At 72.7% G+C, this 23,843-nt stretch carries 22 protein-coding genes and 1 pseudogene; 7 read left to right on the top strand and 16 right to left on the bottom strand.

Annotation, left to right across the window (positions count from 1 at the left end; genetic code table 11):
• Positions 1-409 precede the first annotated feature (409 nt).
• The 4 genes and pseudogenes from JK364_RS15760 to tsaB form a co-directional block, all read right to left on the bottom strand.
• Entirely contained in the window at positions 410-673 is a 264-nt protein-coding gene (locus JK364_RS15760) for a hypothetical protein (protein WP_201851696.1), read from the bottom strand.
• Positions 670-1,770 (bottom strand): tRNA (adenosine(37)-N6)-threonylcarbamoyltransferase complex transferase subunit TsaD, encoded by a 1,101-nt coding sequence (gene tsaD, locus JK364_RS15755; protein ID WP_201851695.1) that lies wholly within the window; start codon positions 1,768-1,770, stop codon positions 670-672. Before tsaD ends, JK364_RS15760 begins: the two co-directional genes overlap by 4 nt.
• 202 nt (positions 1,771-1,972) lie before the next feature.
• Positions 1,973-2,419, bottom strand: a pseudogene (gene rimI / locus JK364_RS15750) (ribosomal protein S18-alanine N-acetyltransferase); the annotation flags it as partial.
• A 38-nt stretch (positions 2,420-2,457) separates the two neighbouring features.
• Complete coding sequence (tsaB, locus tag JK364_RS15745) at positions 2,458-3,126, bottom strand: tRNA (adenosine(37)-N6)-threonylcarbamoyltransferase complex dimerization subunit type 1 TsaB (RefSeq protein ID WP_201851694.1); 669 nt, start codon at positions 3,124-3,126, stop codon at positions 2,458-2,460.
• 193 nt (positions 3,127-3,319) lie between these two features.
• On the opposite strand from tsaB, the gene JK364_RS15740 reads away from it, so the two are divergent.
• On the top strand, positions 3,320-3,859 hold the full coding sequence (locus JK364_RS15740) for a hypothetical protein (RefSeq protein WP_307841296.1): 540 nt from the start codon (positions 3,320-3,322) through the stop codon (positions 3,857-3,859).
• A 92-nt stretch (positions 3,860-3,951) separates the two neighbouring features.
• On the opposite strand, the gene JK364_RS15735 is transcribed toward JK364_RS15740, so the two are convergent.
• From JK364_RS15735 to alr, 4 genes are all read right to left on the bottom strand, one after another.
• Positions 3,952-4,152, bottom strand: coding sequence for a hypothetical protein (locus JK364_RS15735; protein WP_201851692.1), 201 nt, complete (start codon positions 4,150-4,152; stop codon positions 3,952-3,954).
• A gap of 245 nt (positions 4,153-4,397) precedes the next feature.
• Positions 4,398-4,916 (bottom strand): tRNA (adenosine(37)-N6)-threonylcarbamoyltransferase complex ATPase subunit type 1 TsaE, encoded by a 519-nt coding sequence (gene tsaE / locus JK364_RS15730; protein ID WP_201851691.1) that lies wholly within the window; start codon positions 4,914-4,916, stop codon positions 4,398-4,400.
• A gap of 103 nt (positions 4,917-5,019) precedes the next feature.
• Positions 5,020-6,243 (bottom strand): alpha/beta fold hydrolase, encoded by a 1,224-nt coding sequence (locus JK364_RS15725; RefSeq protein WP_201851690.1) that lies wholly within the window; start codon positions 6,241-6,243, stop codon positions 5,020-5,022.
• A 2-nt stretch (positions 6,244-6,245) separates the two neighbouring features.
• Entirely contained in the window at positions 6,246-7,400 is a 1,155-nt protein-coding gene (gene alr / locus JK364_RS15720; protein WP_201851689.1) for an alanine racemase, read from the bottom strand.
• A gap of 106 nt (positions 7,401-7,506) precedes the next feature.
• Here alr and JK364_RS15715 point away from each other — a divergent pair, with 106 nt between their 5' ends.
• Together JK364_RS15715 and JK364_RS15710 are read left to right on the top strand one after the other, a co-directional pair.
• Complete coding sequence (locus JK364_RS15715) at positions 7,507-9,075, top strand: NAD(P)H-hydrate dehydratase (protein WP_201851688.1); 1,569 nt, start codon at positions 7,507-7,509, stop codon at positions 9,073-9,075.
• Between the two features lie 235 nt (positions 9,076-9,310).
• Positions 9,311-9,676 carry a hypothetical protein gene (locus tag JK364_RS15710; RefSeq protein WP_201851687.1) on the top strand — a complete coding sequence of 122 codons (366 nt, stop codon included), beginning with the start codon at positions 9,311-9,313 and terminating at the stop codon, positions 9,674-9,676.
• A 220-nt stretch (positions 9,677-9,896) separates the two neighbouring features.
• Here the strand turns inward: JK364_RS15710 and JK364_RS15705 are convergent, their stop codons facing one another.
• The 4 genes from JK364_RS15705 to glmS all read right to left on the bottom strand — a co-directional run bounded on the left by JK364_RS15705 (position 9,897) and on the right by glmS (position 14,545).
• Positions 9,897-10,793, bottom strand: a complete 897-nt coding sequence (locus JK364_RS15705; protein WP_201851890.1) for an MBL fold metallo-hydrolase — start codon at positions 10,791-10,793, stop codon at positions 9,897-9,899.
• A 297-nt stretch (positions 10,794-11,090) separates the two neighbouring features.
• Positions 11,091-11,975: a helix-turn-helix domain-containing protein gene (locus JK364_RS15700; RefSeq protein ID WP_201851686.1), complete on the bottom strand. Its 885-nt coding sequence runs from the start codon at positions 11,973-11,975 to the stop codon at positions 11,091-11,093.
• Positions 11,976-12,294: 319 nt separating this feature from the next.
• Positions 12,295-12,663 carry a holo-ACP synthase gene (locus tag JK364_RS15695; protein ID WP_201851685.1) on the bottom strand — a complete coding sequence of 123 codons (369 nt, stop codon included), beginning with the start codon at positions 12,661-12,663 and terminating at the stop codon, positions 12,295-12,297.
• A gap of 34 nt (positions 12,664-12,697) precedes the next feature.
• Positions 12,698-14,545 (bottom strand): glutamine--fructose-6-phosphate transaminase (isomerizing), encoded by a 1,848-nt coding sequence (gene glmS / locus JK364_RS15690; RefSeq protein ID WP_201851684.1) that lies wholly within the window; start codon positions 14,543-14,545, stop codon positions 12,698-12,700.
• A gap of 128 nt (positions 14,546-14,673) precedes the next feature.
• Between glmS and coaA the strand changes: the two genes are divergently transcribed.
• The gene (coaA, locus tag JK364_RS15685; protein ID WP_372461951.1) at positions 14,674-15,651 is read left to right on the top strand and encodes a type I pantothenate kinase; all 978 of its coding nucleotides are present in this window, start codon (positions 14,674-14,676) and stop codon (positions 15,649-15,651) included.
• Positions 15,652-15,664: 13 nt separating this feature from the next.
• The gene (locus JK364_RS15680; RefSeq protein WP_201851682.1) at positions 15,665-16,585 is read left to right on the top strand and encodes a DUF389 domain-containing protein; all 921 of its coding nucleotides are present in this window, start codon (positions 15,665-15,667) and stop codon (positions 16,583-16,585) included.
• Between the two features lie 175 nt (positions 16,586-16,760).
• Here the strand turns inward: JK364_RS15680 and glmM are convergent, their stop codons facing one another.
• The 3 genes from glmM to rplM form a co-directional block, all read right to left on the bottom strand.
• On the bottom strand, positions 16,761-18,119 hold the full coding sequence (gene glmM, locus JK364_RS15675; protein WP_201851681.1) for a phosphoglucosamine mutase: 1,359 nt from the start codon (positions 18,117-18,119) through the stop codon (positions 16,761-16,763).
• A gap of 140 nt (positions 18,120-18,259) precedes the next feature.
• Entirely contained in the window at positions 18,260-18,763 is a 504-nt protein-coding gene (gene rpsI / locus JK364_RS15670; RefSeq protein WP_037952927.1) for a 30S ribosomal protein S9, read from the bottom strand.
• Between the two features lie 41 nt (positions 18,764-18,804).
• The gene (gene rplM, locus JK364_RS15665; protein ID WP_044571628.1) at positions 18,805-19,248 is read right to left on the bottom strand and encodes a 50S ribosomal protein L13; all 444 of its coding nucleotides are present in this window, start codon (positions 19,246-19,248) and stop codon (positions 18,805-18,807) included.
• Between the two features lie 460 nt (positions 19,249-19,708).
• On the opposite strand from rplM, the gene JK364_RS15660 reads away from it, so the two are divergent.
• Positions 19,709-20,572, top strand: a complete 864-nt coding sequence (locus JK364_RS15660; RefSeq protein WP_201851680.1) for a hypothetical protein — start codon at positions 19,709-19,711, stop codon at positions 20,570-20,572.
• A gap of 16 nt (positions 20,573-20,588) precedes the next feature.
• Here JK364_RS15660 and JK364_RS15655 read toward each other — a convergent pair whose 3' ends face one another.
• The gene (locus tag JK364_RS15655) at positions 20,589-21,380 is read right to left on the bottom strand and encodes a hypothetical protein (RefSeq protein WP_201851679.1); all 792 of its coding nucleotides are present in this window, start codon (positions 21,378-21,380) and stop codon (positions 20,589-20,591) included.
• A 306-nt stretch (positions 21,381-21,686) separates the two neighbouring features.
• On the opposite strand from JK364_RS15655, the gene JK364_RS15650 reads away from it, so the two are divergent.
• Positions 21,687-23,786, top strand: a complete 2,100-nt coding sequence (locus tag JK364_RS15650) for a glycosyltransferase family 4 protein (protein ID WP_201851678.1) — start codon at positions 21,687-21,689, stop codon at positions 23,784-23,786.
• Positions 23,787-23,843 lie beyond the last annotated feature (57 nt).

The raw sequence follows: 23,843 nt of genomic DNA, 5'->3' as shown, positions 1-23,843 counted from the left end.
CCGCATATCGATGCTTTCCCCTCCCCGCCCCTTCCCGATACCAGGGGCTCCGCCCCTGGACCCCAGGGTCTGGGGCGGAGCCCCGGCCCAGGTGCTGGGGCGGAGCCCCGGACCAGGGGCTGAGGCAGAGCCCCGGCCCAGAGTCTCTGGAGCGGAGCCCCGGACCAGGGGCTCTGGGACGAAGTCCCGGCCCAGGGGCTGAGGCCGAGCCCCGGCCCAGAGTCTCTGGGACGAAGTCCCGGACCAGGGGCTGAGGCCGAGCCCCGGCCCGGGGTCTCTGGGGCGGAGTCCCGGACCAGGATCTCTGGGGCGGAGCCCCTGCCACGCGGCGGAGCCGCGTATCGATACTGCGGGAAGGGGCGGGGAGGGGAGCAGCCCGCCGCAGGCGTCAAGATCCGCCGGACGCCCCCTAGCCCCCGTCCGCTGCCACCTCAAAGCGCCAGCGGTGCACCGCACGCCGCGCCAAGTCCTCCCCCGGCTCGGGGAGTTCCGGCAGGCCCTGGGTGTCGTAGGCGCCGTCCCACCAGGTGATGACGAGGACCCGGTCCTCGGGTGCGCGGAAGGTTTCGCGGCGGAGCGGGGACGGATCGAGGGGCTGGTGGGTGGCCCAGGTCAGCAGTTCCTCACCCTTTCCGGCCACGGCCCGTGCTTCCCACATCAACGCGACCGTCATGCGTACAGGTTCTTCCGGCTCAGCTCGTGCACATGGTCGTGGGTGTGCCCGGCGGGCGCCGGGACATGCGGGTCCGTCACCGGGAGGGACGAGTCGGCCGACAGGTCCCACGCCGAGGCCGACCGTCCCCGCGCCACCATCTCCGCGCCGAGCGCCGCGACCATCGCCCCGTTGTCCGTGCACAGTTTCGGCCGCGGCACCCGCAGGGTGAGGCCCGCGTCCTCGCAGCGGCGTTCGGCCATCGCCCGCAGCCGGGAGTTGGCGGCGACGCCGCCGCCGATCATCAGGTGCTCCACGCCCTCGTCCTTGCAGGCGCGGACGGCCTTGCGGGTCAGCACGTCCACGACCGCCTCCTGGAAGGAGGCCGAGACATCGGCGATCGGGACCTCCTCGCCCGCCGCCCGCTTCGCCTCGATCCAGCGGGCGACGGCGGTCTTCAGCCCGGAGAAGGAGAAGTCGTACGCGGCGTCCCGCGGACCGGTCAGTCCGCGCGGGAAGGCGATCGCGGCCGGGTCGCCCTCGCGGGCGATGCGGTCGATGACGGGGCCGCCGGGGAAGCCCAGGTTCAGCACCCGGGCGATCTTGTCGAACGCCTCGCCCGCCGCGTCGTCGATGGTCGAACCGAGCGGGCGGACGTCGGCGGTGATGTCGGGCGCGAGGAGCAGCGACGAGTGGCCGCCGCTCACCAGCAGCGCCATCGTCGGCTCGGGCAGCGGGCCGTGCTCGAGCTGGTCGACGCAGATGTGGGAGGCGAGGTGGTTGACGCCGTAGAGCGGCTTGCCGAGGGCGTAGGCGTACGCCTTGGCGGCCGAGACGCCGACCAGCAGCGCGCCCGCGAGCCCGGGGCCCGCGGTGACGGCGATGCCGTCGAGGTCGGAGGCGGCGACCCCGGCCTCCTTGAGCGCCCGCTGGATCGTGGGGACCATCGCCTCCAGATGGGCGCGGCTGGCGACCTCGGGGACGACCCCGCCGAAGCGGGCGTGCTCGTCCACGCTGGAGGCGACGGCGTCGGCGAGGAGGGTGTGGCCGCGGACGATGCCGACGCCGGTCTCGTCGCAGGAGGTCTCGATGCCGAGGACGAGGGGTTCGTCAGCCATGGGTCTCGGTTCCTTGTACTGAGGTCGCGGGGTTCGCGGGGTTCGCGGGGTTGGCTGTGTGCGCGGGGTTGGCTGTGTGCGCGGTGGACGCCGTGTTCGCCGTGGACGCCGTGTTCGCCGTGGACGCCTTGTTCGCCGTGGACGCCGTGGGTTCGCCGGGCTCGCCGTTCGCGGTCGTGACGGCGCCCGCCGTCACCGCGCCCGCCGTCGCCGGGTCGGCCAGCCGCATGACCAGGGCGTCCACATTGCCGGGCTGGTAGTAGCCCTTGCGTATGCCGATGGGCTCGAAGCCGAAGCGCTCGTACAGCCGCTGGGCGCGGGCGTTGTCCACCCGCACCTCCAGCAGCACCTCATGGCACTCGAAGGCCGTGGCGGCCGTAAGGAGGTCGGTGAGGAGGCGGGCGCCGAGGCCGGTGCCCCACTGGTCACGGGCGGCGGCGATGGTCTGGACGTCGCCGGTGCGGTCGACGGCCGCGAGCCCGGCGTACCCGACCAGCCGGGGCCCGTCCTCCGCCACCACATAGTGACGGGTGGCGTCCCGGCCCCGGGCATGGGCGAGCTCGGACCAGAACATCCCGCGCGACCAGGCGTCCTCGGGGAACAGCTCCTCCTCGAGCGCCATCACCCGCTCCAGGTCCCACCAGCGCATCTCGCGCAGGGTCACGGTCGTGCCGGTACCGGTGCCGGTCACTTCGGGGTGACCACCTTGTAGTTGGCGGGCACCTTGGCGTCGGGGCGGCGCAGATACAGCGGGCGGGGCGGCGGCAGTTCCTCGCCGCGCGCCAGCTTCTCGGCGGCGAGCGAGGCGAGCGCCCCGGCCGACTGGTACTCCGGCATCCCGGGCGGTACGTCGGCGAAGGCCGCCGGGTAGAGCAGCGCGCCCGCGCCGACCGCGGGCAGCCCGGCCACCCGCTCGGCGAGATCGGCGGGGTGGTCGACCGCGGGCTCGGTGACGCGGGTGCGGGCGTCGTCGTAGCGCGCCCAGTAGACCTCCTTGCGCCGCGCGTCCGTGGCCACGACGAAGGGGCCTTCCAGACCGGCCTGCCCGGCGGCGTACGCGATCCCGTCCAGCGTGCACAGCCCGTGGACGGGGACGCCGAGGGCCGATCCGAAGGTGGCCGCGGTCACCAGGCCCACGCGCAGTCCGGTGTACGGGCCGGGGCCCGCGCCGACGACGATCTCCGTCACCGCGCCCAGCTCGGTGCCCGCGGCTTTCAGCGTCCGGTGGACGGCGGGCAGCAGGAGCTCGCCGTGGCGCCGGGCGTCCACGTCGGAGGACTCGGCGATCACTGCGGAGCCGTCGTGCAGGGCGACGGTCACGGCGGGGGTGGCGGTATCAAGAGCGAGCAGCAGCACGAGAACAGCCTACGGCGCGCCGGGAGGTCGTTCTTTCGTACCGACGGTGGAACGGCTCGGTCACCGGACGCCCGGAGCGCGGCCGGGCGGCGGGCGCCGGTGCTACCGTCGCCGTAAGTGTGTACGGGCCGTCAGCACGTACTGACCGCAGGAGAGGGAAGCCGCCGTGCCAAGGAGCAGTACCGGGCCAGCTGTGGCCGTACTCACCGCCGCCGCGCTGGGCGTCGTCGGGTTCCTCGGCTACCAGGCCGCCGCGACCGCGCCCGACCATCCGACCCAGGCCCGGCCGGGGTCGCACTCCGCCGAGTCCAAGAAGAAGGACAAGGCCGACGCGGGGTCGAAGAAGAAGTCCACCGCCCTCCCGGCCCGCTCCGGGACCGGCGTACGGGTCGTCTACGCCCTCGGCGACAAGCGGGTCTGGCTGGTCGGCGCCGACGGCAAGGCCGGCCGCACCTTCGAGGTGGGCCCCAGCCCAGCCAGCCCCGACCCGGGGACCTACACGGTGACCTCGCGCAACAAGGGCGGGGTCGGGTCGGACGGGGTCCAGGTCGAGCACGTCGTCGTCTTCCACTCGGAAGGGGGGGTCGTGTTCGGTTTCAGCGCGGCGGTGGACGGGTCGATGCCGGACCCGAACGCGCGCAAGCGGACCGGGGCCGTCCGGGAGAGCCGGGCGGACGGTACGGCGATGTGGGAGTTCGCGCAGCCGGACATGAAGGTGGTCGTCGTCCCCTAGCGGACCTGGATGACGAGCCGGATGACGTAGCCGGATGACGTAGCCAGCTGATGTAGTCGGCTGATGTAGTCGGCTGACGTAGCCATGCGCCGCTACGCCGCGTGCCGCTCCTCGTCATCCGCCTCGGGCTCGACGGACGCCGGCCCCACGGACACCGGGGTCTCCTCCTCGGCCGGCCGCGGGGGCGTCGAGACCGCGGCCGCCGCCGCACACGCCGCCAGGAGCTCCGACATCGACGGTGACCGGTCGTCGCGCGCGGCGCCGGTCCCGGCCACAGGGTCGTGGGCCGACATGGATGCCTCCTGAGGGTCCTGGGGCAGTCGAGCGGAGTCAGGCAGGAGTTAGGTAAACCTAACCCACGCTTTCTCCCACCATGTGACCACGGGTGATGCCCGGAATGCAACAGCATGCCGACGGCTTGTCGGAAACTACGCGGCATCTGCACGCGAGCTCTACCAGCAGCTTGACCGTTTGACCGGGTGGCGCCGCCCGGCAGCACAGCCCCGCGGCACAGCCCGGCGGCACACCCCCAAAAGCGCTACCCCGCGAGCGACGCCAGGTCCTCCCCCGCCCAGCGGGTACCCACGCCCGTCACCACCACGTCCCGGACGTCCTCCACGTCGGCGGCCATCGTGTCCGTGACGGCCGTGTCGCTGCCCACCGTCCGCTGGATCACCACATGCAGCCGGTCCTCCGCCAGCTCCTCGACCTTGCCCTCGCCCCACTCCACGGCCACCACCGAATCGGGCAGGGAGACATCGAGATCCAGGTCCTCCATCTCGTCGAGGCCGCCGTTCAGCCGGTAGGCGTCGACATGGACCAGCGGCGGGCCGTCGCCCAGTGAGGGGTGCACCCGGGCGATCACGAAGGTGGGCGAGGTGACGGCGCCCCGGACGCCGAGGCCCTCGCCGAGGCCCCGCGTCAGGGTCGTCTTGCCCGCGCCGAGTTCACCGGTGAGCAGCACCAGATCGCCGGGGCGCAGCAGCTTGGCGAGTCTGCGGCCCAGGTCCCGCATCTGGTCGGGAGAGGTGACGGTGATGCGCGTGCCTACGTCCATACTCGCCGATGGTACGGGCCCGAAAAGCCCGCCGCGGACCAGCGTGCGGCCCCCCGAACGCCCCGGCCGGACCGCCGGAACGGCCGGGCGGGGGTACCGCTCGTCAGCCCGTCACGCCCCGCCGCGGCCGGTCGCCGACCCCGTCCACCGACCGCGAGAGCAGCTCCGTGAGGTGGCCGTTGACCACCTCCGGGTGCTCGAGGATCACCAGGTGCCCGGCCTCCTCGAGGATCACCAGCTCCGCGCCCGGCAGCAGCTCCGCGATCGCCTCGCTGTGTTCCATCGGGGTGATGAGGTCCTTGTCGCCCGCGAGGACCAGCACCGGCACACCGTCGAAGTGCGGCAGCGCCGCCGCCTTGTCGTGGGCGATGAACGCCGGGTAGAACTCCGCGACCACATCGATCGGCGTGGCCTCGATCAGCCGCTCGGCGAACCGCGCGACCCCCGGGTCCACGTCCTTCGAGCCGAACGAATAGCGCTTGATCAGCCCCGCGAACAAGTCCGCGGTCGCCCGCCGCCCGCGCTCGACCAGGTCGGCCTGCCAGCCCAGCGCCTTGAGCAGTCCGGGCAGCACCCGCCGCACCGCGTTCACCCCGACCACCGGGAGGCCGAAGCTGACCTCGCCGAGACGGCCCGCCGAGGTGCTGATGAAGGCCGCGCCGATCACGCGCTCGCGGATCAGGTCGGGGTACTGCGCGGCCAGCGCCATCAGCGTCATGCCGCCCATGGAGTGGCCGACGAGCACCAGCGGCCCCTCGGGCGCCGTCGCGTCGATCACCGCCTTCAGGTCGCGGCCGAGCTGGTCGATGCTGATCGCCTCGCCGTCCGCCTGGGCGCAGCCGCGCGCCGAGCGGCCGTGGCAGCGCTGGTCCCAGTAGACGGTGCGGGCCACCTCGCGCAGCGCCGAGCGCTGGAAGTGCCAGGAGTCCTGGGCGAGGCAGTAGCCATGGCTGAAGATCATGGTGACGGGGGCGGGGGCGCGGCGCCCGAACCGCCGCTTGCGCCGGGGCGAGGGCGCGGCGGCGTTCTCCCGCATCTCCTCGACCTCGTAGTAGAGCTCGGTGCCGTCGTCGGCGACCGCCGTCCCCGGAGTGCCGCGCAGCGTGCCGTACGGGCCCTCGGCGTCCAGGGCGAGCCGGGCCTTGCGCCGTACGCCGCGGCCGACCGTCAGCCGCTCGAGCGCGACACCCGCCGCCGCCCCCGCCGCCAACACGCCGATCGCGGCACCCGCGAATCCGGCACCCCGGCGCCAACTCACGGCTGTGGCCCCCGCCGCGACTCGCGTCGCCATCTCTGCCGTGCTGACGGCCGTGGTCTCGTCGCCCATGGTCAGTTCCCTGTGCCCCCGTCCTCACCTACATAAACGCGGGGAATACGGGCCGAGATCCTGGTCACGATCTCGTAGCCGATCGTGCCCACGGCCCGCGCCCAGTCCTCGACGGTCGGCTCGCCCCGGTCCCCCGGACCGAACAGCACCGCCTCGTCCCCCGGGGCGGCGGTGTCGCCGCCCAGATCCACAACGAACTGGTCCATGGCGACCGTGCCCGCGATGGTCCGCCACTTTCCCGCGACCAGTACCGGGCCGGTGCCCGAGGCATGGCGCGGAATGCCGTCCCCGTAGCCGACGGGCACCAGCGCGAGGGTCGTCTCGCCGGGGGTCACATAGCGGTGCCCGTAGGAGACGCCGTGCCCGCCCGGCACCCGCTTGACCGAGGCGAGCGCGGCGGACAGCGTCATCACCGGGCGCAGCCCGAAGTCGGCGGCCGTGCCGAGTTCGGGGCTCGGGGAGATGCCGTACGTGGAGATGCCGGTCCGGACGAGGTCGAAGTGCGACTCGGGCACGGTCAGGGTCGCCGGTGAGTTGGCGATGTGGCGCACCTCCGGCCGCAGCCCCGCCCGTTCGGCGTGCGCGATCATCTCGCGGAAGACCGACAGCTGGGCGGCGATGGACGGATGGCCCGGCTCGTCCGCGCACGCGAAGTGGGACCACAGCCCCGCCACCCGGATGGCCCCTTCCGCCTCGGCGGCTCGGGCCTCGGCGACCAGGGCGGGCCAGTCGGCGGGCTGGCAGCCGTTGCGGCCGAGCCCGGTGTCCGCCTTCAGGTGCAGCCGCGCGGTAAGGCCGCACGCGCGGGCCGCGGCGACGGCCTCGCGCAGCGCCCACAGCCCGCTGGCCGAGACGTCGATGTCCGCCTCGATCGCCTGCCGCCAGGGGCCGCCGGGCGTCCACAGCCAGCACATCAGCCGGCCCGTGTCCCCCGCCGCCCGTAGCCCGAACGCCTCCTCGGGCGTGGCCGCGCCCAGCCAGTCCGCGCCCGCCGCGCGGGCGGCGCGCGCGCAGGGGATCATGCCGTGGCCATAGGCGTCCGACTTGACCACGGTCATCAGCTCGGCCGTGGGTGCCGCGGCGCGCAGCGCCCTCACGTTGGCCCGTAGGGCGGCCAGATCGACCACGGCACGGGCGCGCATCGGTGTCTCGTCCATCTCCGTCAGTCTCTCAGGCCGATCCCCCGACCGGAGTGTGTGCTTCTCCGCACGCAGTGCCTCGCCTTCCACCCAAGGAGTGCCCTCGGTTAGGGAGACTATGGGCATGAGGATTGCCTACAGCGTCGAGACCGTACGGGCCGCCGAGCGCGAACTGATGGCACGGCTGCCCGAAGGAGCGCTCATGCAGCGCGCGGCGGCGGGACTCGCGGCCGCGTGCGCCGATCTGCTGGGCCGGGTGTACGGCTCCCGGGTGGCCCTGCTCGTCGGCAGCGGCGACAACGGCGGCGACGCGCTCTACGCGGGCGCCCGCCTGGCCCGCCGCGGCGCGGGCGTCACGGCGGTACTGCTGAACCCCGACCGGGCGCACGGGGGCGGCCTCGCCGCCTTGCGAGCGGCGGGCGGGCGGGTGGTGGCCGCTGGGGCCGCCGGGGGCGGCGGGGCGGCGGCAGGCGGTGGCCCGGTGGCGGGCAGCGGTGGGGCGGCGGCAGGCGGCAGCGCGGTGGCGGATCGCGAGCTGACGGGCCTCGGCGGCGAGGGGGCGGACGGCCGCGCCGAGGCGGCCGTCGCGCGTGCCGATCTCGTCGTCGACGGGATCGTCGGGATCGGCGGCAAGGGCGGGCTGCGGCCCGACGCGGAGCGGCTGGTCCGGGCGGTGCGCGGGATCGTCGTCGCCGTGGACCTGCCCAGCGGGGTCGACGCCGACACGGGCGAGGTGCGCGGCTCCGCCGTGCGCGCGGACGCCACGATCACCTTCGGCGCGTACAAGCCGGGGCTGCTCATCGACCCCGCCCGCACCCACTCGGGCGCCCTGCGGCTGGTCGACATCGGGCTGGACGCCCACCTTCCGGCCGACCCCGACGTGGAGGCGCTGCAGCACGAGGACGTGGCGGCGATGCTGCCCCGGCCGTCGGCGGAGAGCGATAAGTACCGGCGCGGCGTGGTGGGCGTCGTCGCGGGCTCCGCCCGCTACCCGGGCGCGGCCGTACTGGCGGTCTCGGGGGCGCTGCGGGGCGGTGCGGGGGCGGTGCGCTACGTCGGCCCCGGGGCCGATACGGTCATCGCGCGCTTCCCCGAGACCCTCGTCCACTCCGGGCCCCCGGCCAAGGCGGGCCGGGTCCAGTCGTGGGTCGTCGGCCCCGGCCTCGGCGACGGCGCGGCGGCCCGGCACTCCCTGGAGGACGTCCTCGCCTCCGATGTCCCGGTCCTGGTCGACGCCGATGGGCTCCACCTGCTGCCCACCGGCAGTGACCTGCGCAAACGCGAGGCGGCCACGGTCCTCACCCCGCATGCGGGCGAGGCGGCGGCGCTGCTCGGTGTGAGCCGCGAGGAGGTCGAGGCGGGGCGGCTGGCCGCCGTAAGGGCGCTGTCCGAGCGCTACGGCGCGACCGTACTGCTGAAGGGGTCGACCACGCTGATCGCCGCCGAGCACCAGCCGGTACGCGTCAACCCCACCGGCGTCGGCTGGCTGGCCACGGCGGGCAGCGGCGATGTGCTGTCCGGCCTGATCGGCTCCCTGCTCGCCACGGGCCTCCCCGCCCGCGACGCGGCCTCGGTGGGCGCCTACCTCCACGGCCTGGCCGCCCGCCGCACCACGGCCCCGCATGGCGCGCCCATCGCGGCGTACGACGTGTCGACGGCGCTGACGGACACGTGGCGGGACGTGCTGGCCTGAGGGTTCCGCGGGGTCCGCTGGGTGCGGGTGCGTGGTGGTCGCTGGGGTGCGCCCGCTGTTCGTGGTGGGTGCCGGGCGCGGGGCCTCGGCGCCCCCGGCACTCACCACGAACAGCGGGCGCACCACCCACGCACCCGCGCCATCAACCCGCACAAGCAACCGCACCGCAGGACCGGCGAGGTCACCCCTCCGGGATGATCAAGGCACTGAGCGTGAACTGACGAAAGGGGCAGGGATGTCGCGGACCGAGGGTGCCCGGCTGTTCCGGGAGGCGTGGATCGCGGGGGTGCGGCGGCACTTTCCCGGGGAGCCCAAGCCGGGTTATGTGACCCCTTGGGAGGAGACCCCGGAGTGGGAGCGGGTGGCTGCCAGGGCGGTGTACGAGCAGGTGAGGCAGTTTCTGGAGGTGAGCGAGGGGCACGCCGGGCGACTTACGCGGGAGCAGAAGGGGCGCTTCGTCGCTACGTGCTGGACCGCGCAGATGTACCGGCACTTCGAGGACCCGAAGCCCGGGTACGTCGCCGACTGGCCGGATCTTCCCGGGTGGCAGCAGGAGACGGACGCGGACATCTTCGAGGCGATCGAGAAGGACGTCAGCTGACGTCTCTGTCCCCGGCGCGCTCGCGCGACGCGACTGGCGCTTGACCGGGCCAGGCACGGGGGGCGTAGGTGAGGGTCCAGTCCTGGGCGATGCGCATGGTGGCGCGCCGCTCGGTGTCGTACCCGGGTGGCGCCCTCCGCGGGCGGCGCCACCCGGGGTGGTCACGACGGGCTCGCCTGGGGCCGCACGGTCGGCCCGTGCCTTCGGTCCGAGGCGGGGGTCAGAGTCGGCTGAAGGGGGCCCACCGCTTGATGGCGAAGGCGCCGGCGTCGCGCTGGACCTCCAGTGCGCTGTGGCCGGCGAGGTGTGCGGGCAGTATCAGGGCGTTCTGGTCGGCGGCCCGGCCGAGGATCTTGTGGCGGGTGGCGCGGGAGGCGGCCGGGTCCTCGCAGAAGCAGCTGTTGTGCTCGGGCTCCATGATCTGCAGCGGGGTGTGCACCAAGTCGCCGGCGAACACCGCGCGGTCGCTGCCGGAGGCCAGGGTGATCACGCTGGAGCCGGGGGTGTGCCCGGGTGCCGCCTCCAGCCGCAGGTTGGCGTCGATGGTGTGGCTGTCCTCCCACAGCAGCACCTGACCGGCGGCGTGGACGGGGGCGACGCTGTCCTCGAAGACGTTCTCGTTGACGCCGCCGGCGATGTCCGGGTGGGTCGCCGGGTTCCAGCGCTCGAAGTCGGCCCGGGGCATCAGGTAGGTGGCGTTGGGGAAGGTCGGCACCCAGGCACCGTCGACCAGGCGGGTGTTCCAGCCGACGTGGTCGGCGTGCAGGTGGGTGTTGACCACGAGGTCGACGTCCTCGGGCCGCACACCGGCCCGGGCGAGGGTGCCGAGGTAGTCCAGCCGCAGGTGGTCCCACGCCTCGACGGCCGGGCGGGACTTGTCGTTGCCGACGCCGGTGTCGACCAGGATGGTGCGGCCCTCGCTGCGCAGCAGCCAGGTCTGCATGGCGGCGTGCACCATGGTGTCGTGCTCTCCCAGGTGATCGGGGACGAGCATGTCGCGGTGGTCCTTCCATGCCTGCTCGGGCAGGTCGGGGAAGAACTGGTCGGTGGGCATGATCGGCCCGTGCATCTCCTCGATCCGGGTGACCGTGACGTCACCCAGGGTGATCTCGTGCATGTCGCGCATGGGGTTCTCCGTAAAGTGGGGATTGGTGCCGACCGAGGCTCAGCCGTCCAGGCGGGCGAGGACGAGGTTGGGGTCCTTCGCGGTGAGGCAGGCGGCGCTCGGGACGTAGCCGGTGTCACCACGCAGCGCGATGGAGGTTGGACCCTGCGGACCGCGGCGGCCAGGACGGCAGCCAGGGCGGCGGCCAGGACGGCGCCCTTGGAGACCTCGGTGAACACGGGTTCCTTCAACTGCTTTCGGGCATGCGGAAGCGACACGCCGACGCATGAGGGTGGATGGTGTGCGGGGTCAGCCGGTGCTGAGCCCGCTGTCCGAACGGGCGGGGGTGGCCCGAGTGATGGCCTGGGCGAGGAGGTCCAGGGCGGCTCGCGAGGGTGAGCCCGCCGCGGTGGTGGCGACCACGGCACTGGGGCCCGGCCCCTGACTGAGGGTCTGCTGCAGGACGGTCAGTGGACCGACCAGCGGGTGCCGCATCTCGTAGTCGGCGACCGCGCAGGCCCTGACCCGGTGGTCGGCCCACATGGACGCGAAGTCCTCGCTCTTCGCGCTCAGCTCACCCAACAGCGTGTGCAGTGCGGCGTCCTGCGGGTACTGGCCCGCCACCAGGCGCAGATTCCCCACCACCGCCTTGGCCTTGCTCGGCCAGTCCGCGTACAGGTCGCGCGTATGGGCGTCGAGGAACACCAGTCTGGCCATGTTGGGGCGCTCCGCCGGTACGTCCGGGGCACCGGGGTCGAGGTGACCGGCGAACAGGGCGTGGCCCAGTCGATTCCACGCCAGAACGTCACTGCGCCGGCCGACCACGGCCGCGGGGACGTCCCCGAGCGCGTCCAGCAGCTGGGCGGTGGGCTCCGTCACGCGCTCCGGCGTGGGGCGCCGCCGACCGCGGGGCTTGGCCGATCGGGCCAGGTCGTGCAGGTGCCGGCACTCGGACTCGTCCAGCCGCAGGGCCCGGGCGATCGCGTCCAGCACCTCCGGCGAGGCGCCCCGCGAGTGCCCCTGTTCCAACCGGGCGTAGTAGGAGGCGCTCACCCCCGCCAGCAGCGCCAGTTCCTCACGGCGAAGACCCGGCACCCGCCGGCGCTCCCCGTAGGTGGGCACCCCGGCCTCGTCGGGTCGTAGCTGGGAGCGCCGCGTCTGCAGGAAGTCCCCGAGCTGTGATTTCCCGTTCATGGCTCCGAGTATCGGTCGACCCGCGGCGCGCAGCCTCTCCCTGCCGGGGATAGGCACCAGCGGGTCGGGCTCCCTGGCGCCCACCGGCGGGTAGCCGCCGACGAGGCGGGAGGGGGTGGGGTCGGAGGGGTGGGGTCCTGGACGCTCACGCATATTTGTGGCGCCGATCTCCGGCCCACGCAACGTCCCCGGCCAACGGCGCCGTAAATGTGCGGTCCAGGGCGCCGCCCCGGAGGCCCCGCCCCCGGCACCCCCACGAATAGCGGGAGCACCACCCACGCACCCGCACCCAGTGGACCTCGCGGACCCCGCGGACCCCTCACCCCTCCGCGATCACGACCGCCGACGCGACCCCCGCGTCATGGCTCAGGGAGACGTGCAGGCCCCGCACCCCCAGCCGCTCGGCGCACGTGGCGACCGTGCCGCGGACCGAGAGGCGGGGGCGGCCGCTCGGCTCGGTGAGGACCTCGGCGTCGGTCCAGCGCAGGCCGCCGGGGGCGCCCAGGGACTTGGCGAGCGCCTCCTTGGCCGCGAAGCGGGCGGCCAAGGAGGCCATACCGCGGCGCTCCCCGCTCGGCAGCCACAGCTCGCGCTCGACGAACAGGCGGTCCGCCATCCCGGGGGTGCGCCGCAGCGCGTCGTCGAAGCGGTCGATCTCGGCGACGTCGATACCGACGCCGATGATCACGGCGTCGCTCGACGGGGTCCGCGAGGCCTACGGGTCACTCGACCGTCACCGACTTGGCCAGGTTCCTCGGCTGATCGACCTCGTTGCCGCGCGCCGTCGCCAGCTCGCACGCGAAGACCTGCAGCGGCACGGTCGCGACCAGGGGCTGCAGCAGCGTGGGCGTGGCGGGGATCTCGATGAGGTGGTCGGCGTACGGGGCCACCGTCTCGTCGCCGCGCTCGGCGATCACGATGGTGCGGGCGCCGCGGGCCCGGATCTCCTGGATATTGGAGACGATCTTGTCGTGGAGCACCGACCGCCCGCGCGGCGACGGCACGACCACCACGACCGGCACATCCTGCTCGATCAGCGCGATCGGCCCGTGCTTGAGCTCGCCCGCCGCGAAGCCCTCGGCGTGCATGTACGCGAGCTCCTTGAGCTTGAGCGCGCCCTCCAGGGCGACCGGGTAGCCGACGTGCCGCCCGAGGAACAGCACGGTGTTCTTGTCGGCCAGGGTGCGGGCCAGCTCCCGTACCGGCTCCATGGTCTCCAGGACCTCTTCCACCTGGGTGGCGATCTCCGACAGCTCGCGGATCACGGAGAGGATCTCGTCGCCCCATTTGGTGCCGCGCACCTGGCCCAGGTAGAGGGCCACCAGGTAGCAGGCCACCAGCTGGGTGAGGAACGCCTTGGTGGAGGCGACGGCCACCTCGGGACCGGCGTGGGTGTAGAGCACCGCGTCCGACTCACGCGGAATCGTGGAGCCGTTCGTATTGCAGATGGCCAGCACCTTCGCGCCCTGCTCACGGGCGTGCCGCAGCGCCATCAGGGTGTCCATGGTCTCGCCGGACTGCGAGATGGCGATCACCAGCGTCCGCTGGTCCAGGATCGGGTCGCGGTAGCGGAACTCGCTGGCCAGCTCCGTCTCGCAGGGGATCCGGGTCCAGTGCTCGATGGCGTACTTGGCGATCATGCCCGCGTGGTACGCGGTGCCGCACGCCACGATCACGACCTTGCTGACCTCGCGCAGCACCGAGGCCGGGATGCGCACCTCGTCCAGGCAGAGGTTCCCGGCCAGGTCGATCCGGCCGAGCAGGGTGTCCGCGACGGCCTTCGGCTGCTCGGCGATCTCCTTGAGCATGAAGTAGTCGTAGCCGCCCTTCTCGGCGGCGGAGGCGTCCCAGTCCACGTGGTACGGGCGGACCTCGGCCGGCGCCCCGTCGAAGTCGGTGACGGTCACACCGTCCCGGCGGGCCTCCACGACCTGGTCCTGGCCCAGCTCGATGGCCTCGCGGGTGTGGGCGATGAAGGCGGCCACATCGGAGGCGAGGAACGCCTCCTCCTCGCCGACGCCGACGACCAGCGGCGAGTTGCGGCGCGCCCCGACCACCACATCGGGCGCGTCCGCGTGCACCGCCACCAGCGTGAAGGCCCCCTCCAGCCGACGGCAGACCTGGCGCATCGCCTCGGCGAGGTCGCCGCAGGACGAGAACGACTCGGCGAGCAGATGCGCCACGACCTCGGTGTCGGTCTCGGAGGCCAGCTCATGGCCGCGCTCGGCCAGCTCGGCGCGGAGCGCGGCGAAGTTCTCGATGATGCCGTTGTGGACGACGGAGACCCGGCCCGCGTTGTCCAGGTGCGGATGGGCGTTGGCATCGGTCGGGCCGCCGTGGGTGGCCCAACGGGTGTGACCGATACCGGTGCCCCCGGCGGGCAGCGGGCGGTCGGCCAGCTCCTTCTCCAGGTTGCCCAGCTTGCCCGCCTTCTTGGCCGCCGCCAGCCCACCGTCGGCCAGCACGGCGACACCCGCCGAGTCATAGCCGCGGTACTCCAGCCGCTTGAGCCCGGCGAGGACGACATCGAGGGCCGACTGCCCTCCCACATAACCAACGATTCCGCACATGGACGCAGGGTACGACCCCCGGCCCCGGCCCGGGGTGACCGACCCCACGCCCCGACACCGCTCACTCGGCCGGTCCCTGCCATGACAATGAGAGGGTGATCACGTCAAGCGCGCGCGCGGCGCGCACCGTGCGCGGCCCGCAGCGGCGGAGCGGCGAAGCGACCCCGTACGTCGATCTGTCCCGCTCCGAGTGGAGCGCGCTGCGGGACAAGACGCCGCTGCCACTGACCGCCGACGAGGTCGAGAAGCTGCGGGGACTCGGCGATGTCATCGACCTCGATGAGGTGCGGGATGTCTATCTGCCGCTGTCCCGGCTGCTCAACCTCTATGTGGCCGCCACCGACAATCTGCGCGGCGCGCTCAACACCTTCCTGGGCGACACCAAGCGGGGCAACGGGGCCCAGCCCGGTACGCCGTTCGTGATCGGCGTGGCGGGGAGCGTCGCGGTCGGCAAGTCGACCACCGCCCGGCTGCTCCAGGCGCTGCTGGCGCGCTGGCCCGAGCATCCGCGGGTGGAGCTGATCACCACCGACGGCTTTCTGTACCCCAACGCCGAGCTGCGCCGCCGCGGGCTGATGTCCCGCAAGGGGTTCCCGGAGAGCTACGACCGCAGGGCGCTGACCCGCTTCGTCGCGGATGTGAAGGCGGGCCGGGCGGAGGTGTCGGCGCCGGTCTACTCGCACCTGATCTACGACATCGTGCCGGACGAGCGGCTGACCGTGCACCGCCCCGACATCCTGATCGTCGAGGGGCTCAATGTGCTGCAGCCCGCACTGCCGGGGAAGGACGGGCTGACCCGGGTGGGGCTCGCGGACTTCTTCGACTTCAGCGTCTACGTGGACGCCCGGACCGAGGACATCGAGCGCTGGTATCTGGGCCGCTTCAAGAAGCTGCGGGAGACGGCCTTCCAGGACCCGTCCTCGTACTTCCGCAAGTACACCCAGGTCTCCGAGGAGGAGGCGCTGGACTACGGACGGATGATCTGGCGGACCATCAACAAGCCGAATCTGCAGCAGAACGTCCAGCCCACCCGGGGGCGGGCCACGTTGGTGCTGCGGAAGGGGCCGGACCACAAGGTGCAGCGGCTGTCCCTGCGCAAGCTGTGAGGAGCGTCAGGCCATGCTGCACTTGAGGCTGATCGTGCCCGCCGACCGCACCGAGGACGTGGTGCGCACGATCGAGAAGACGGTCGGCACCACCCATCTGGTGGTGCTGCCGGGCGCCGCCCGCGACCCCGCGGGAGACGTCGTCATGTGCGACGTGGCGCGCGAGGCCGGGGACGCCCTGCTGGGCGACCTGCGTGAGCTGGGTCTTGACGAGACCGGTTCGATCGCGGTGGAGAACATTGACCTGTCGCTGTCCAAGCGCGCCGACAAGGCGGAGGAAGACGCGCCCGGCGAGGGTGCGGACGCGGTCCTGTGGGAGCACCTGGCGGACGCCACCCACGAGGAGTCCACACTCTCGGTCACCTATCTCGCCTTCCTCGTCATCGCCACGATGATCGCGGCATGCGGTGTGGTGCTGGACAACGCGATCCTGATCGTCGGTGCGATGGCGGTCGGCCCCGAGTTCGGGCCGCTGGCGGGGCTGTGCACCGCGCTGGTGCGGCGCGCGCCGCGGCTGGCCGCCCGCTCGGCGATCGCGCTGCTGGTCGGATTCGCGGCGGCGATGGCGCTGACCACCGGCTTCAGCATCGCGATGGACGCGGTGGGTCTCTTCGGCAAGGACATGCTGGAGCGTGCCCGGCCGAACACGGACTTCATCTGGAAGCCGGACATGTTCTCGTTCGTGGTCGCCGTGCTCGCGGGGATCGCCGGAACGCTCTCGCTGACCTCGGCGAAGTCCGGTGCGCTGGTGGGCGTGGCGATCTCGGTGACCACGGTTCCGGCGGCGGCCAACGCGGCGGTGGCGCTCGGGTACGGCGAGATCGACCAGATGTGGGGCTCGACGGAGCAGCTGCTGCTGAATCTGGTGGGGATCGTGGTGGCGGGGACGCTGACGCTGCTGGCGCAGAAGGTTTTGTGGGGGCGGCGGGGTTAGCCCCCACCGGGGCTCCGCCCCTGGACCCCGCCGGGGCTCCGCCCCGGACCCCGCTCCTCAAACTCCCCCAGCTACCGCTGGGAGGTGCCCCCTGAGGGGCTGGTTTCCAGCCCCTCCGGCGCGAGGAAGCGACGGGACGACCGGCAGCGGGGCCCCTTACCCAAGCGGCGCGGGTCTAGCCGAGGGCCGACTTCACCGCGTCCGCCAGGCGGCCGGCGACCGAGCGGGCCTGTTCGATGTCGGCGGCCTCGACCATGACCCGCACCAGCGGCTCCGTGCCCGAGGGGCGGAGCAGCACCCGGCCGGTCTCGCCCAGCTCGCGCTCGGCCTCGGCGACGGCCGCGGCCACATCCGCGCTGGAGGCGACGCGGGACTTGTCCACGTCGGGGACGTTGACCAGCACCTGCGGCAGCCGCTCCATGACGCCCGCGAGGTCGGCCAGGGTGCGGCCGGTCGCGCCGACGCGGGCCGCCAGCAGCAGGCCGGTGAGGGTGCCGTCACCCGTCGTGGCGTGGTCGAGGACGATCACGTGGCCGGACTGCTCGCCGCCCAGGGCGTAGCCGTGGGACTTCATCTCCTCCAGCACATAGCGGTCCCCGACCGCCGTCTGGACCAGTTCGACGCCCTCGCGCCGCATGGCCAGCTTGAAGCCGAGGTTGGACATCACGGTGCCGACCACCGTGTCCCCGCGCAGCTCGCCCGCCTCGCGCATGGCCAGGGCCAGGACGGCGAGGATCTGGTCGCCGTCGATCTCGCGGCCCGTGGCGTCCACCGCGAGGCAGCGGTCGGCGTCCCCGTCGTGGGCGATGCCGAGGTCGGCCCGGTGCTCCACGACGGCCGCCTGGAGGCGGGCGAGGTGGGTGGAGCCGTAGCCGTCGTTGATGTTGAGCCCGTCCGGGTCGGTACCGATCGTCACGACCTCGGCCCCGGCCCGCGCGAACGCCTCCGGGGAGACCCGGGCGGCGGCGCCGTGCGCCCCGTCGATGACGACCTTGAGGCCGTCGAGCCGGTTGGGGAGGACGTTGACCAGATGGGCCACATAGGCGTCGAAGCCCTCGTCGTAGTCCCGGACCCGGCCCACTCCGGTGCCCGTCGGCCGGTCCCACGGCTCCCCGGAGGCGTGGGACCGGTAGGTGGTCTCGATGCGGTCCTCCAGCTCGTCGGCCAGTTTGTGGCCGCCGCGGGCGAAGAACTTGACGCCGTTGTCGGGCATCGGGTTGTGGCTCGCGGAGAGCATCACCCCGAGGTCCGCGTCCAGCGCGCCGGTCAGATGCGCGACGGCCGGCGTGGGCAGCACGCCGACCCGCAGTACGTCCACCCCGGCGCTGGCCAGCCCCGCCACCACGGCCGCCTCCAGGAACTCCCCGGACGCTCGCGGATCCCGCCCGACCACCGCCACCGGCCGATGGCCCTCGAAGGTTCCCGCCTCGGCGAGCACATGCGCCGCCGCTACCGACAGGCCGAGCGCCATCTCAGCCGTCAGGTCGGCGTTCGCGACGCCGCGCACACCATCCGTACCGAAGAGTCGTCCCACTGGTGTCCTCCGAAGTTACGAGCCGGGGAGCTGAAGCTTGCTTGTAGGTATACGCCCCCCAGTGGCGATAGCCGAACGCCCCGGAGGCACAGGTGGTGCCGCCGGGGCGTTCGGGTGAAGCAGCGGTGCCGCGATGGGCGTCAGCGCTTGCTGTACTGCGGCGCCTTGCGGGCCTTCTTCAGACCGGCCTTCTTACGCTCGGTGGCGCGGTCGTCACGGGTCAGGAAGCCGGCCTTCTTGAGGGGGCCGCGGTTGTTGTCCACGTCCGCCTCGTTCAGCGCCCGGGCGATGCCCAGACGCAGCGCCCCGGCCTGGCCGGAGACGCCGCCGCCCGAGATGCGGGCGATGACGTCGTAGCGGTCGTCCAGCTCGAGCACCTTGAAGGGCTCGTTGACTTCCTGCTGGTGAACCTTGTTGGGGAAGTACTCCTCGAGAGTACGCCCGTTGATCTTCCACTGCCCGCTGCCCGGCACGATGCGGACACGCGCCACGGCGTTCTTGCGGCGCCCGGTGCCGGCGGCAGGCTGCGGGTCACCGAAGCGGGAGGCGAGCGACTCGGAGGTGTACTCCGACTCGACCGTCTCGACGCTCTCGGTGGTGTACTCCTCGACATCGAGGGGGGTCTCGGCGGTGGTCTCGGCCACGATGCTCCTCAGATTCTCTTCGTCGTAAGGGGTGGCCGGGACTACTGCGCGACCTGGGTGATCTCGAACGGAACCGGCTGCTGAGCGGCGTGCGGGTGCTGGTCGCCCGAGTACACCTTCAGCTTCGAGAGCATCTGACGGCCCAGGGTGTTCTTGGGGAGCATGCCCTTGATGGCCTTCTCGACGGCCTTCTCCGGGCTCTTCTCCAGCAGCTCGTCATAGCGGATGGAGCGCAGACCACCCGGGTAGCCGGAGTGGCGGTACGCCATCTTCTGGGTCCGCTTGTTGCCGGAGAGGTGCACCTTGTCGGCGTTGATGATGATGACGAAGTCACCAGCGTCGACATGCGGCGCGTACACCGGCTTGTGCTTGCCCCGCAAAAGGGTGGCGGCCTGGGTGGCCAGACGGCCCAGAACCACGTCGGTGGCGTCGATGACATGCCACTGACGCTGAACGTCGCCGGGCTTGGGGCTGTACGTACGCACGGTCGTAGCCTTCGCTTCTTCAGTGAGTGGAGTCTCCCCGGGCCCGCGAGGGCCGGGAGGACAGGTCCGGACAAGGCCACCCGGACGATCACGACAGCCTTGGCCGCACCTCGGTGACGCATGCCGAGTGCTTGCCGCTGGTCATCGGCCCGGTGGACCGGCGTAACGGCCTCTCACGTGAGAACGAGCAAGCCAATACGCATAACGAACTGGCAGAATACCGGCCCGCCCCCACCCGGGTCAAAACGCCCCCACACGCCTCACGCCCACCTGCGGCCGACCATTCGGGGCCGGGGTCCGGGTCGAGCCCGAGCGCCTCACGCGGGCCCGGCCACCATCGGAGGTGCCTGCCCGCGGCCGGGCCGGGCGGAGGACGGCACAGGACCCCGAGGGCTCGCGCGGCGTGATGGGACCCGCCGGTGGGTCCATCCTGTCACCCGGCCGGTCTAAGATGCGCGCCATGAGCTTTGGGCAAGGGGGGCCTTATGGGCCCGGGGGTTCTCAGCCGCCTCAGCCGTCGACGCCGGACTGGGCGGCGCTCGCCGATCAGTCCGCCGCGCGCAACCGCCGCCGCAAGTTGCTCTTCATCGGGGGCGGGGCGCTGGCGACCGCCGCCGTCGCCGCGATCGTCGCCACCGCCGTGGTCAGCAGCGGCCACAAGGACAGCGGTGGGGGCGATTCGGCCGGTGGGCTGCCCACCCCGCAGGACCTGCCCAGCGAGTCGGCGTCGCCCGAGCCGACCTTCTCCGATGTGGCCCCGCCCGCACCGCCGAAGCCGCTGGACATCATCTCCAGCGCCCGGCGGGACAAGGCGCCGCTGAGCGCGGGCAGCCTCTTCCCCGACAAGCGCGCCGCGAAGGACGACCGCTCGTACACCAAGGCGGCGTCCGCCTCCACCACCAGTTGCTCGGCCGCCACCCAGGGGGCGCTCGGCCCGGTGCTGGTGAACAACGGCTGCCGCAAGCTGCTGCGGGCCACCTTCACCCGGGACGGCGTAGCGGTGACGGTCGGCGTCGCCGTCTTCGACGGCAAGGCGGCGGCAGAGAAGGCCAAGGACGGGTACAAGCCGAACATCGCCTCGCTCTCGGGCGGGGGTGTCACCTTCTGCCGCCGGACGGCCTGCCAGAGCTCGGCGAACGCGATCGGGCGGTACGCCTACTTCACGATCTCCGGCTATACGTCGGGGAAGGCGGTCACGTCGTCGGACACCGCCACCCTCCAGGCCGGCCGCGATGTGGCCGACTACACCTTCCGCCGGATCCTGGCCCGGGGCAGCGCCCAGGCCTCGGCGGAGGCCGCCTCGGCCGCCTCCGCCACCAACTGAGACCGGGCCGCCGGGCTCAGGACGCGGCGCCCTTCGTGGCCTTCGCCACCTTCGCCACCTGGGCGTCCACCAGCGCGGCCGGGATCTCGGACTTCGCCGGGTCCGCGATGTTCACCCCGAAGAACACCGTCACCTGCGGCCCGGTCCGCACGACCGTGAACTTGATGACGGCGTTCTCCTTGCCCGCGTCATGCAGGCTGAAGGACACCGCCTCGTCCCCGGCCTTCGGCGCGTCCAGCGGTGTCACCTTCTTGACGTCCGCCTTCCCGCCCGAGCCGTCCTCGGCGGGGAAGCCGCCCTGGCAGGCGGTGACGGCCTCGCGCAGGTCCTTCACCGTGCGCTCGGCGTCGCCCGGTCCGTAGGAGGAGATCCGGATCAGTCCGGTGCCGCCGACCTTCGCCTTGGTGAGGTCGGTGGCGTAGGCGCGGTGGACGCTGGCCTTGGGGGCCGGGTCGTACCGGGTCCCCATCAGCGCGGCCATCGGCTGGCACGCGGCCTTGCCGGTCTTGGCCGAGCCGCCCTCGCTGACCTCCTTGTCCGTCATCTTCTGTACTTCGAGCCCCTTGACCTCGCCGTTGGCCAGGGCGGCCCGCTCCAGGGCGGACGCGGACAGGGGCTTCGCGGCCGGGTCGGAGCTCGCGGCCTCATCCCCCTGCGAAGCGCCGTCGGTCTGCTGGGAGCTGCCCGCCTGCTTGGCGCCGTCCGCCTTGCCGTCGCCGGAGTCGCTGCCGCATCCGGTCATCAGCCCCAGGGCCGCCACCACCGCGATGGCGGCGCCCACGGTCCGTTTCGTACCGGACTCGTTCATTTCTCTGTCCACCCCTGGTCGGTATCGGGCCCGTACGGCCTCCGCACGGACACCCCGCAGACTCCCAGACCCCGGGGAGGGTTGTAATCACTTTTCCAAATGTGGTGGATCCCATATCACCACACGCATAAGCAACCTTCGCGGCCCCAGCCAGTCTTACCGACCGATCGGTCCTTACTGACTCCATACCGGCATCACACCGGCCCCATATCGGCCCAATGCAGCATGGTTCGGAGTCAGGACGAAGCACGGCCTCGGAGGGGAGGGCACGTCGCGGCAGTTCGGCCCCGCCGCGCGCACATCACCATGAAGATTTCTTTTCTGCTCCACAACGCCTATGGCATCGGCGGAACCATCCGGTCGACCTTCAATGTGGCCGGGGCGCTCGCCGCCCACCACACCGTGGAGATCGTCTCCCTGATCCGCACCATCGAGACCCCGAACCTCCCCCTCCACCCCGCCGTGCGGCTCAGACCCCTGATCGACCTGCGCCCCCACGAGGACCCGCCCCGCGCCGGGCGCCGCGCCGCCGACCTCGGCCATCCGCTGCTGACCCGGCCCAGCGCCCACATCCCCGCCGCCGAGGCCAGGGGCACCACCAACTTCAACGCGCTCACCGACGAGCGCGTCGCCGAGTACCTCGGCCGCACCGACGCCGATGTCGTCATCGCCACCCGCCCCGGCCTGGTCATCTACCTCGCCGCGCTCGGCCGCGCCGGCCGCTTCCTGCGGATCGGCCAGGAGCACCGCCTCCACGGCACCCACCGCGCCGAGATCCGCGCCGCCTGCGACGCCGCCATCCCCCACCTCGACGCGTACACCTCCGTCTCCGAGGCCGACGCGGCCACCCACCGGGCCCACCTCCCCGGTGTCACCACCCGGCTGACCGCCCTGCCCAACGGGGTACCCGCCACTGGGATCGAACCCTCCGACGGCCGCGCCAAACTCGTCGTGGCCGCGGGTCGGCTGATCCCCGTCAAGCGCTACGACCTGCTGGTGGCCGCCTGGGAGACGGTGGCCGCCAAACACCCCGACTGGCGGTTGCGCATCTACGGCCGCGGCCCCCAACTCCCCGCGCTGCGCCGCCAGATCGACGAGCTCGGGCTGGCCGGCCAGATCACCCTGATGGGCGCCCACTCCCCCATCGAGACCGAGTGGGCCAAGGGCGCGATCGCCGCCGTCACCTCCCGCGAGGAGTCGTTCGGCATGACGATCGTCGAGGCGATGCACTGCGGGGTGCCCGTGGTCGCCACCGACTGCCCGCACGGTCCTGGCGAGATCATCACCGATGGCCGGGACGGTCTGCTGGTGCCGGTGGGCGACGCGGACGGGATCGCCAAGGGGCTGCTGACCCTGATCGAGGACGACGAACTGCGCCGCTCGATGGGCGCGGCGGCGCGGATCGCGGCGGAGCGGTACGCGCCCGAGCGCGTGGCGGCCAGCTACGAGCGGCTCATCGAGGAGCTCCACACCGCCCGCTCCACCGCCGCCCCGGCCCACCGGCGCCGTACGGCCGCGCCGCTACGGGGCCGGCCGGCCGGAGCGCCGCTGGCCGGCACCCTCAAGGACGCGGTCAAGCAGCTGATCCGCAAGCCCCTGCGGCCCGTCGCGTCCTGCCGGGTCACCGCCGAGGGCGATCTGTCGGTGCTGGTGGAGCCCGAGGGTCTGCACGGCGGGCAGCTCGGACTGACCGTCACCCGCCGCAAGAGCGACGAGCCCCCCATCCACGTACCGCTGCTGCCCCCGGCCGGCGCCGCGCCGTCCGCGCCCTGGACGGCCACCCTCGACCGCGCCACGCTCGATCTCGACGAGGGCCGCTGGGACCTGCATGTGGTCCGCCCCTCCGACGGCGTCCGCCGCCGGGTCGGCTGCCGCTTCGCCGAGGGGCGCGGGCTACTGGACCTGGAGCCGCTGCCCGGCTCCCCGTTCACCTGGTGGATCCCCTACTCCACCGTCGACGGCTATCTCGCGCTGCGCGCCTGGCGGCGCCCGGCCCACGCCGAGGCCCGGGTGATCCGCCTGGACGCCGAGGGGCTCGCCGTCGAAGGCACCCTGCACGGCGCGCGCTTCGGGCCCGACGCCACCCCGACCGCGGTGGCCACCCCGTCCAAGGGTCCGGCCCGGCCGTTCCTCACCGGGGTCACGGCGCTCGACGGCGGACGGTTCCGCTTCACCGTTCCGTACGAGCGGATCCGGGAGGCCCGGGACGGCGAAGAGGGCTCCGCGGGCTGGACCCTGACGCTCCATAAGTCCGCCCGGGGCGGGACCCCGATCCGGATCGGACGCATCGTCGGCGACATCGTGGACCGCGACAAAACGGACCTCTTTCCGATCACCCACGGTGTCCGACCCCACCTCACCCGCACCAATGACCTCGCCATCATCTCCGTCGCCACAGGGAATTGAGGGACTCGGCCCAAAGGTGCCGTGTTTGCCGCCGAGATCACCGGTAACACTCGGTGA

It is taken from the genome of Streptomyces endocoffeicus, assembly GCF_016741935.1.
GTDB lineage: Bacteria > Actinomycetota > Actinomycetes > Streptomycetales > Streptomycetaceae > Streptomyces > Streptomyces endocoffeicus.
This window is presented reverse-complemented; position numbering and strand designations above follow the sequence as displayed.

Bases quoted from the DNA above. Each gene is read 5' to 3' on its own strand.
- JK364_RS15760 (WP_201851696.1), bottom strand. From the start codon at position 673: ATGACGGTCGCGTTGATGTGGGAAGCACGGGCCGTGGCCGGAAAGGGT.
- tsaD (WP_201851695.1), bottom strand. From the start codon at position 1,770: ATGGCTGACGAACCCCTCGTCCTCGGCATCGAGACCTCCTGCGACGAG.
- JK364_RS15735 (WP_201851692.1), bottom strand. From the start codon at position 4,152: ATGTCGGCCCACGACCCTGTGGCCGGGACCGGCGCCGCGCGCGACGAC.
- tsaE (WP_201851691.1), bottom strand. From the start codon at position 4,916: ATGGACGTAGGCACGCGCATCACCGTCACCTCTCCCGACCAGATGCGG.
- JK364_RS15725 (WP_201851690.1), bottom strand. From the start codon at position 6,243: ATGGGCGACGAGACCACGGCCGTCAGCACGGCAGAGATGGCGACGCGA.
- alr (WP_201851689.1), bottom strand. From the start codon at position 7,400: ATGGACGAGACACCGATGCGCGCCCGTGCCGTGGTCGATCTGGCCGCC.
- JK364_RS15715 (WP_201851688.1), top strand. From the start codon at position 7,507: ATGAGGATTGCCTACAGCGTCGAGACCGTACGGGCCGCCGAGCGCGAA.
- JK364_RS15710 (WP_201851687.1), top strand. From the start codon at position 9,311: ATGTCGCGGACCGAGGGTGCCCGGCTGTTCCGGGAGGCGTGGATCGCG.
- JK364_RS15705 (WP_201851890.1), bottom strand. From the start codon at position 10,793: ATGCACGAGATCACCCTGGGTGACGTCACGGTCACCCGGATCGAGGAG.
- JK364_RS15700 (WP_201851686.1), bottom strand. From the start codon at position 11,975: ATGAACGGGAAATCACAGCTCGGGGACTTCCTGCAGACGCGGCGCTCC.
- glmS (WP_201851684.1), bottom strand. From the start codon at position 14,545: ATGTGCGGAATCGTTGGTTATGTGGGAGGGCAGTCGGCCCTCGATGTC.
- JK364_RS15680 (WP_201851682.1), top strand. From the start codon at position 15,665: ATGCTGCACTTGAGGCTGATCGTGCCCGCCGACCGCACCGAGGACGTG.
- JK364_RS15660 (WP_201851680.1), top strand. From the start codon at position 19,709: ATGAGCTTTGGGCAAGGGGGGCCTTATGGGCCCGGGGGTTCTCAGCCG.
- JK364_RS15655 (WP_201851679.1), bottom strand. From the start codon at position 21,380: ATGAACGAGTCCGGTACGAAACGGACCGTGGGCGCCGCCATCGCGGTG.
- JK364_RS15650 (WP_201851678.1), top strand. From the start codon at position 21,687: ATGAAGATTTCTTTTCTGCTCCACAACGCCTATGGCATCGGCGGAACC.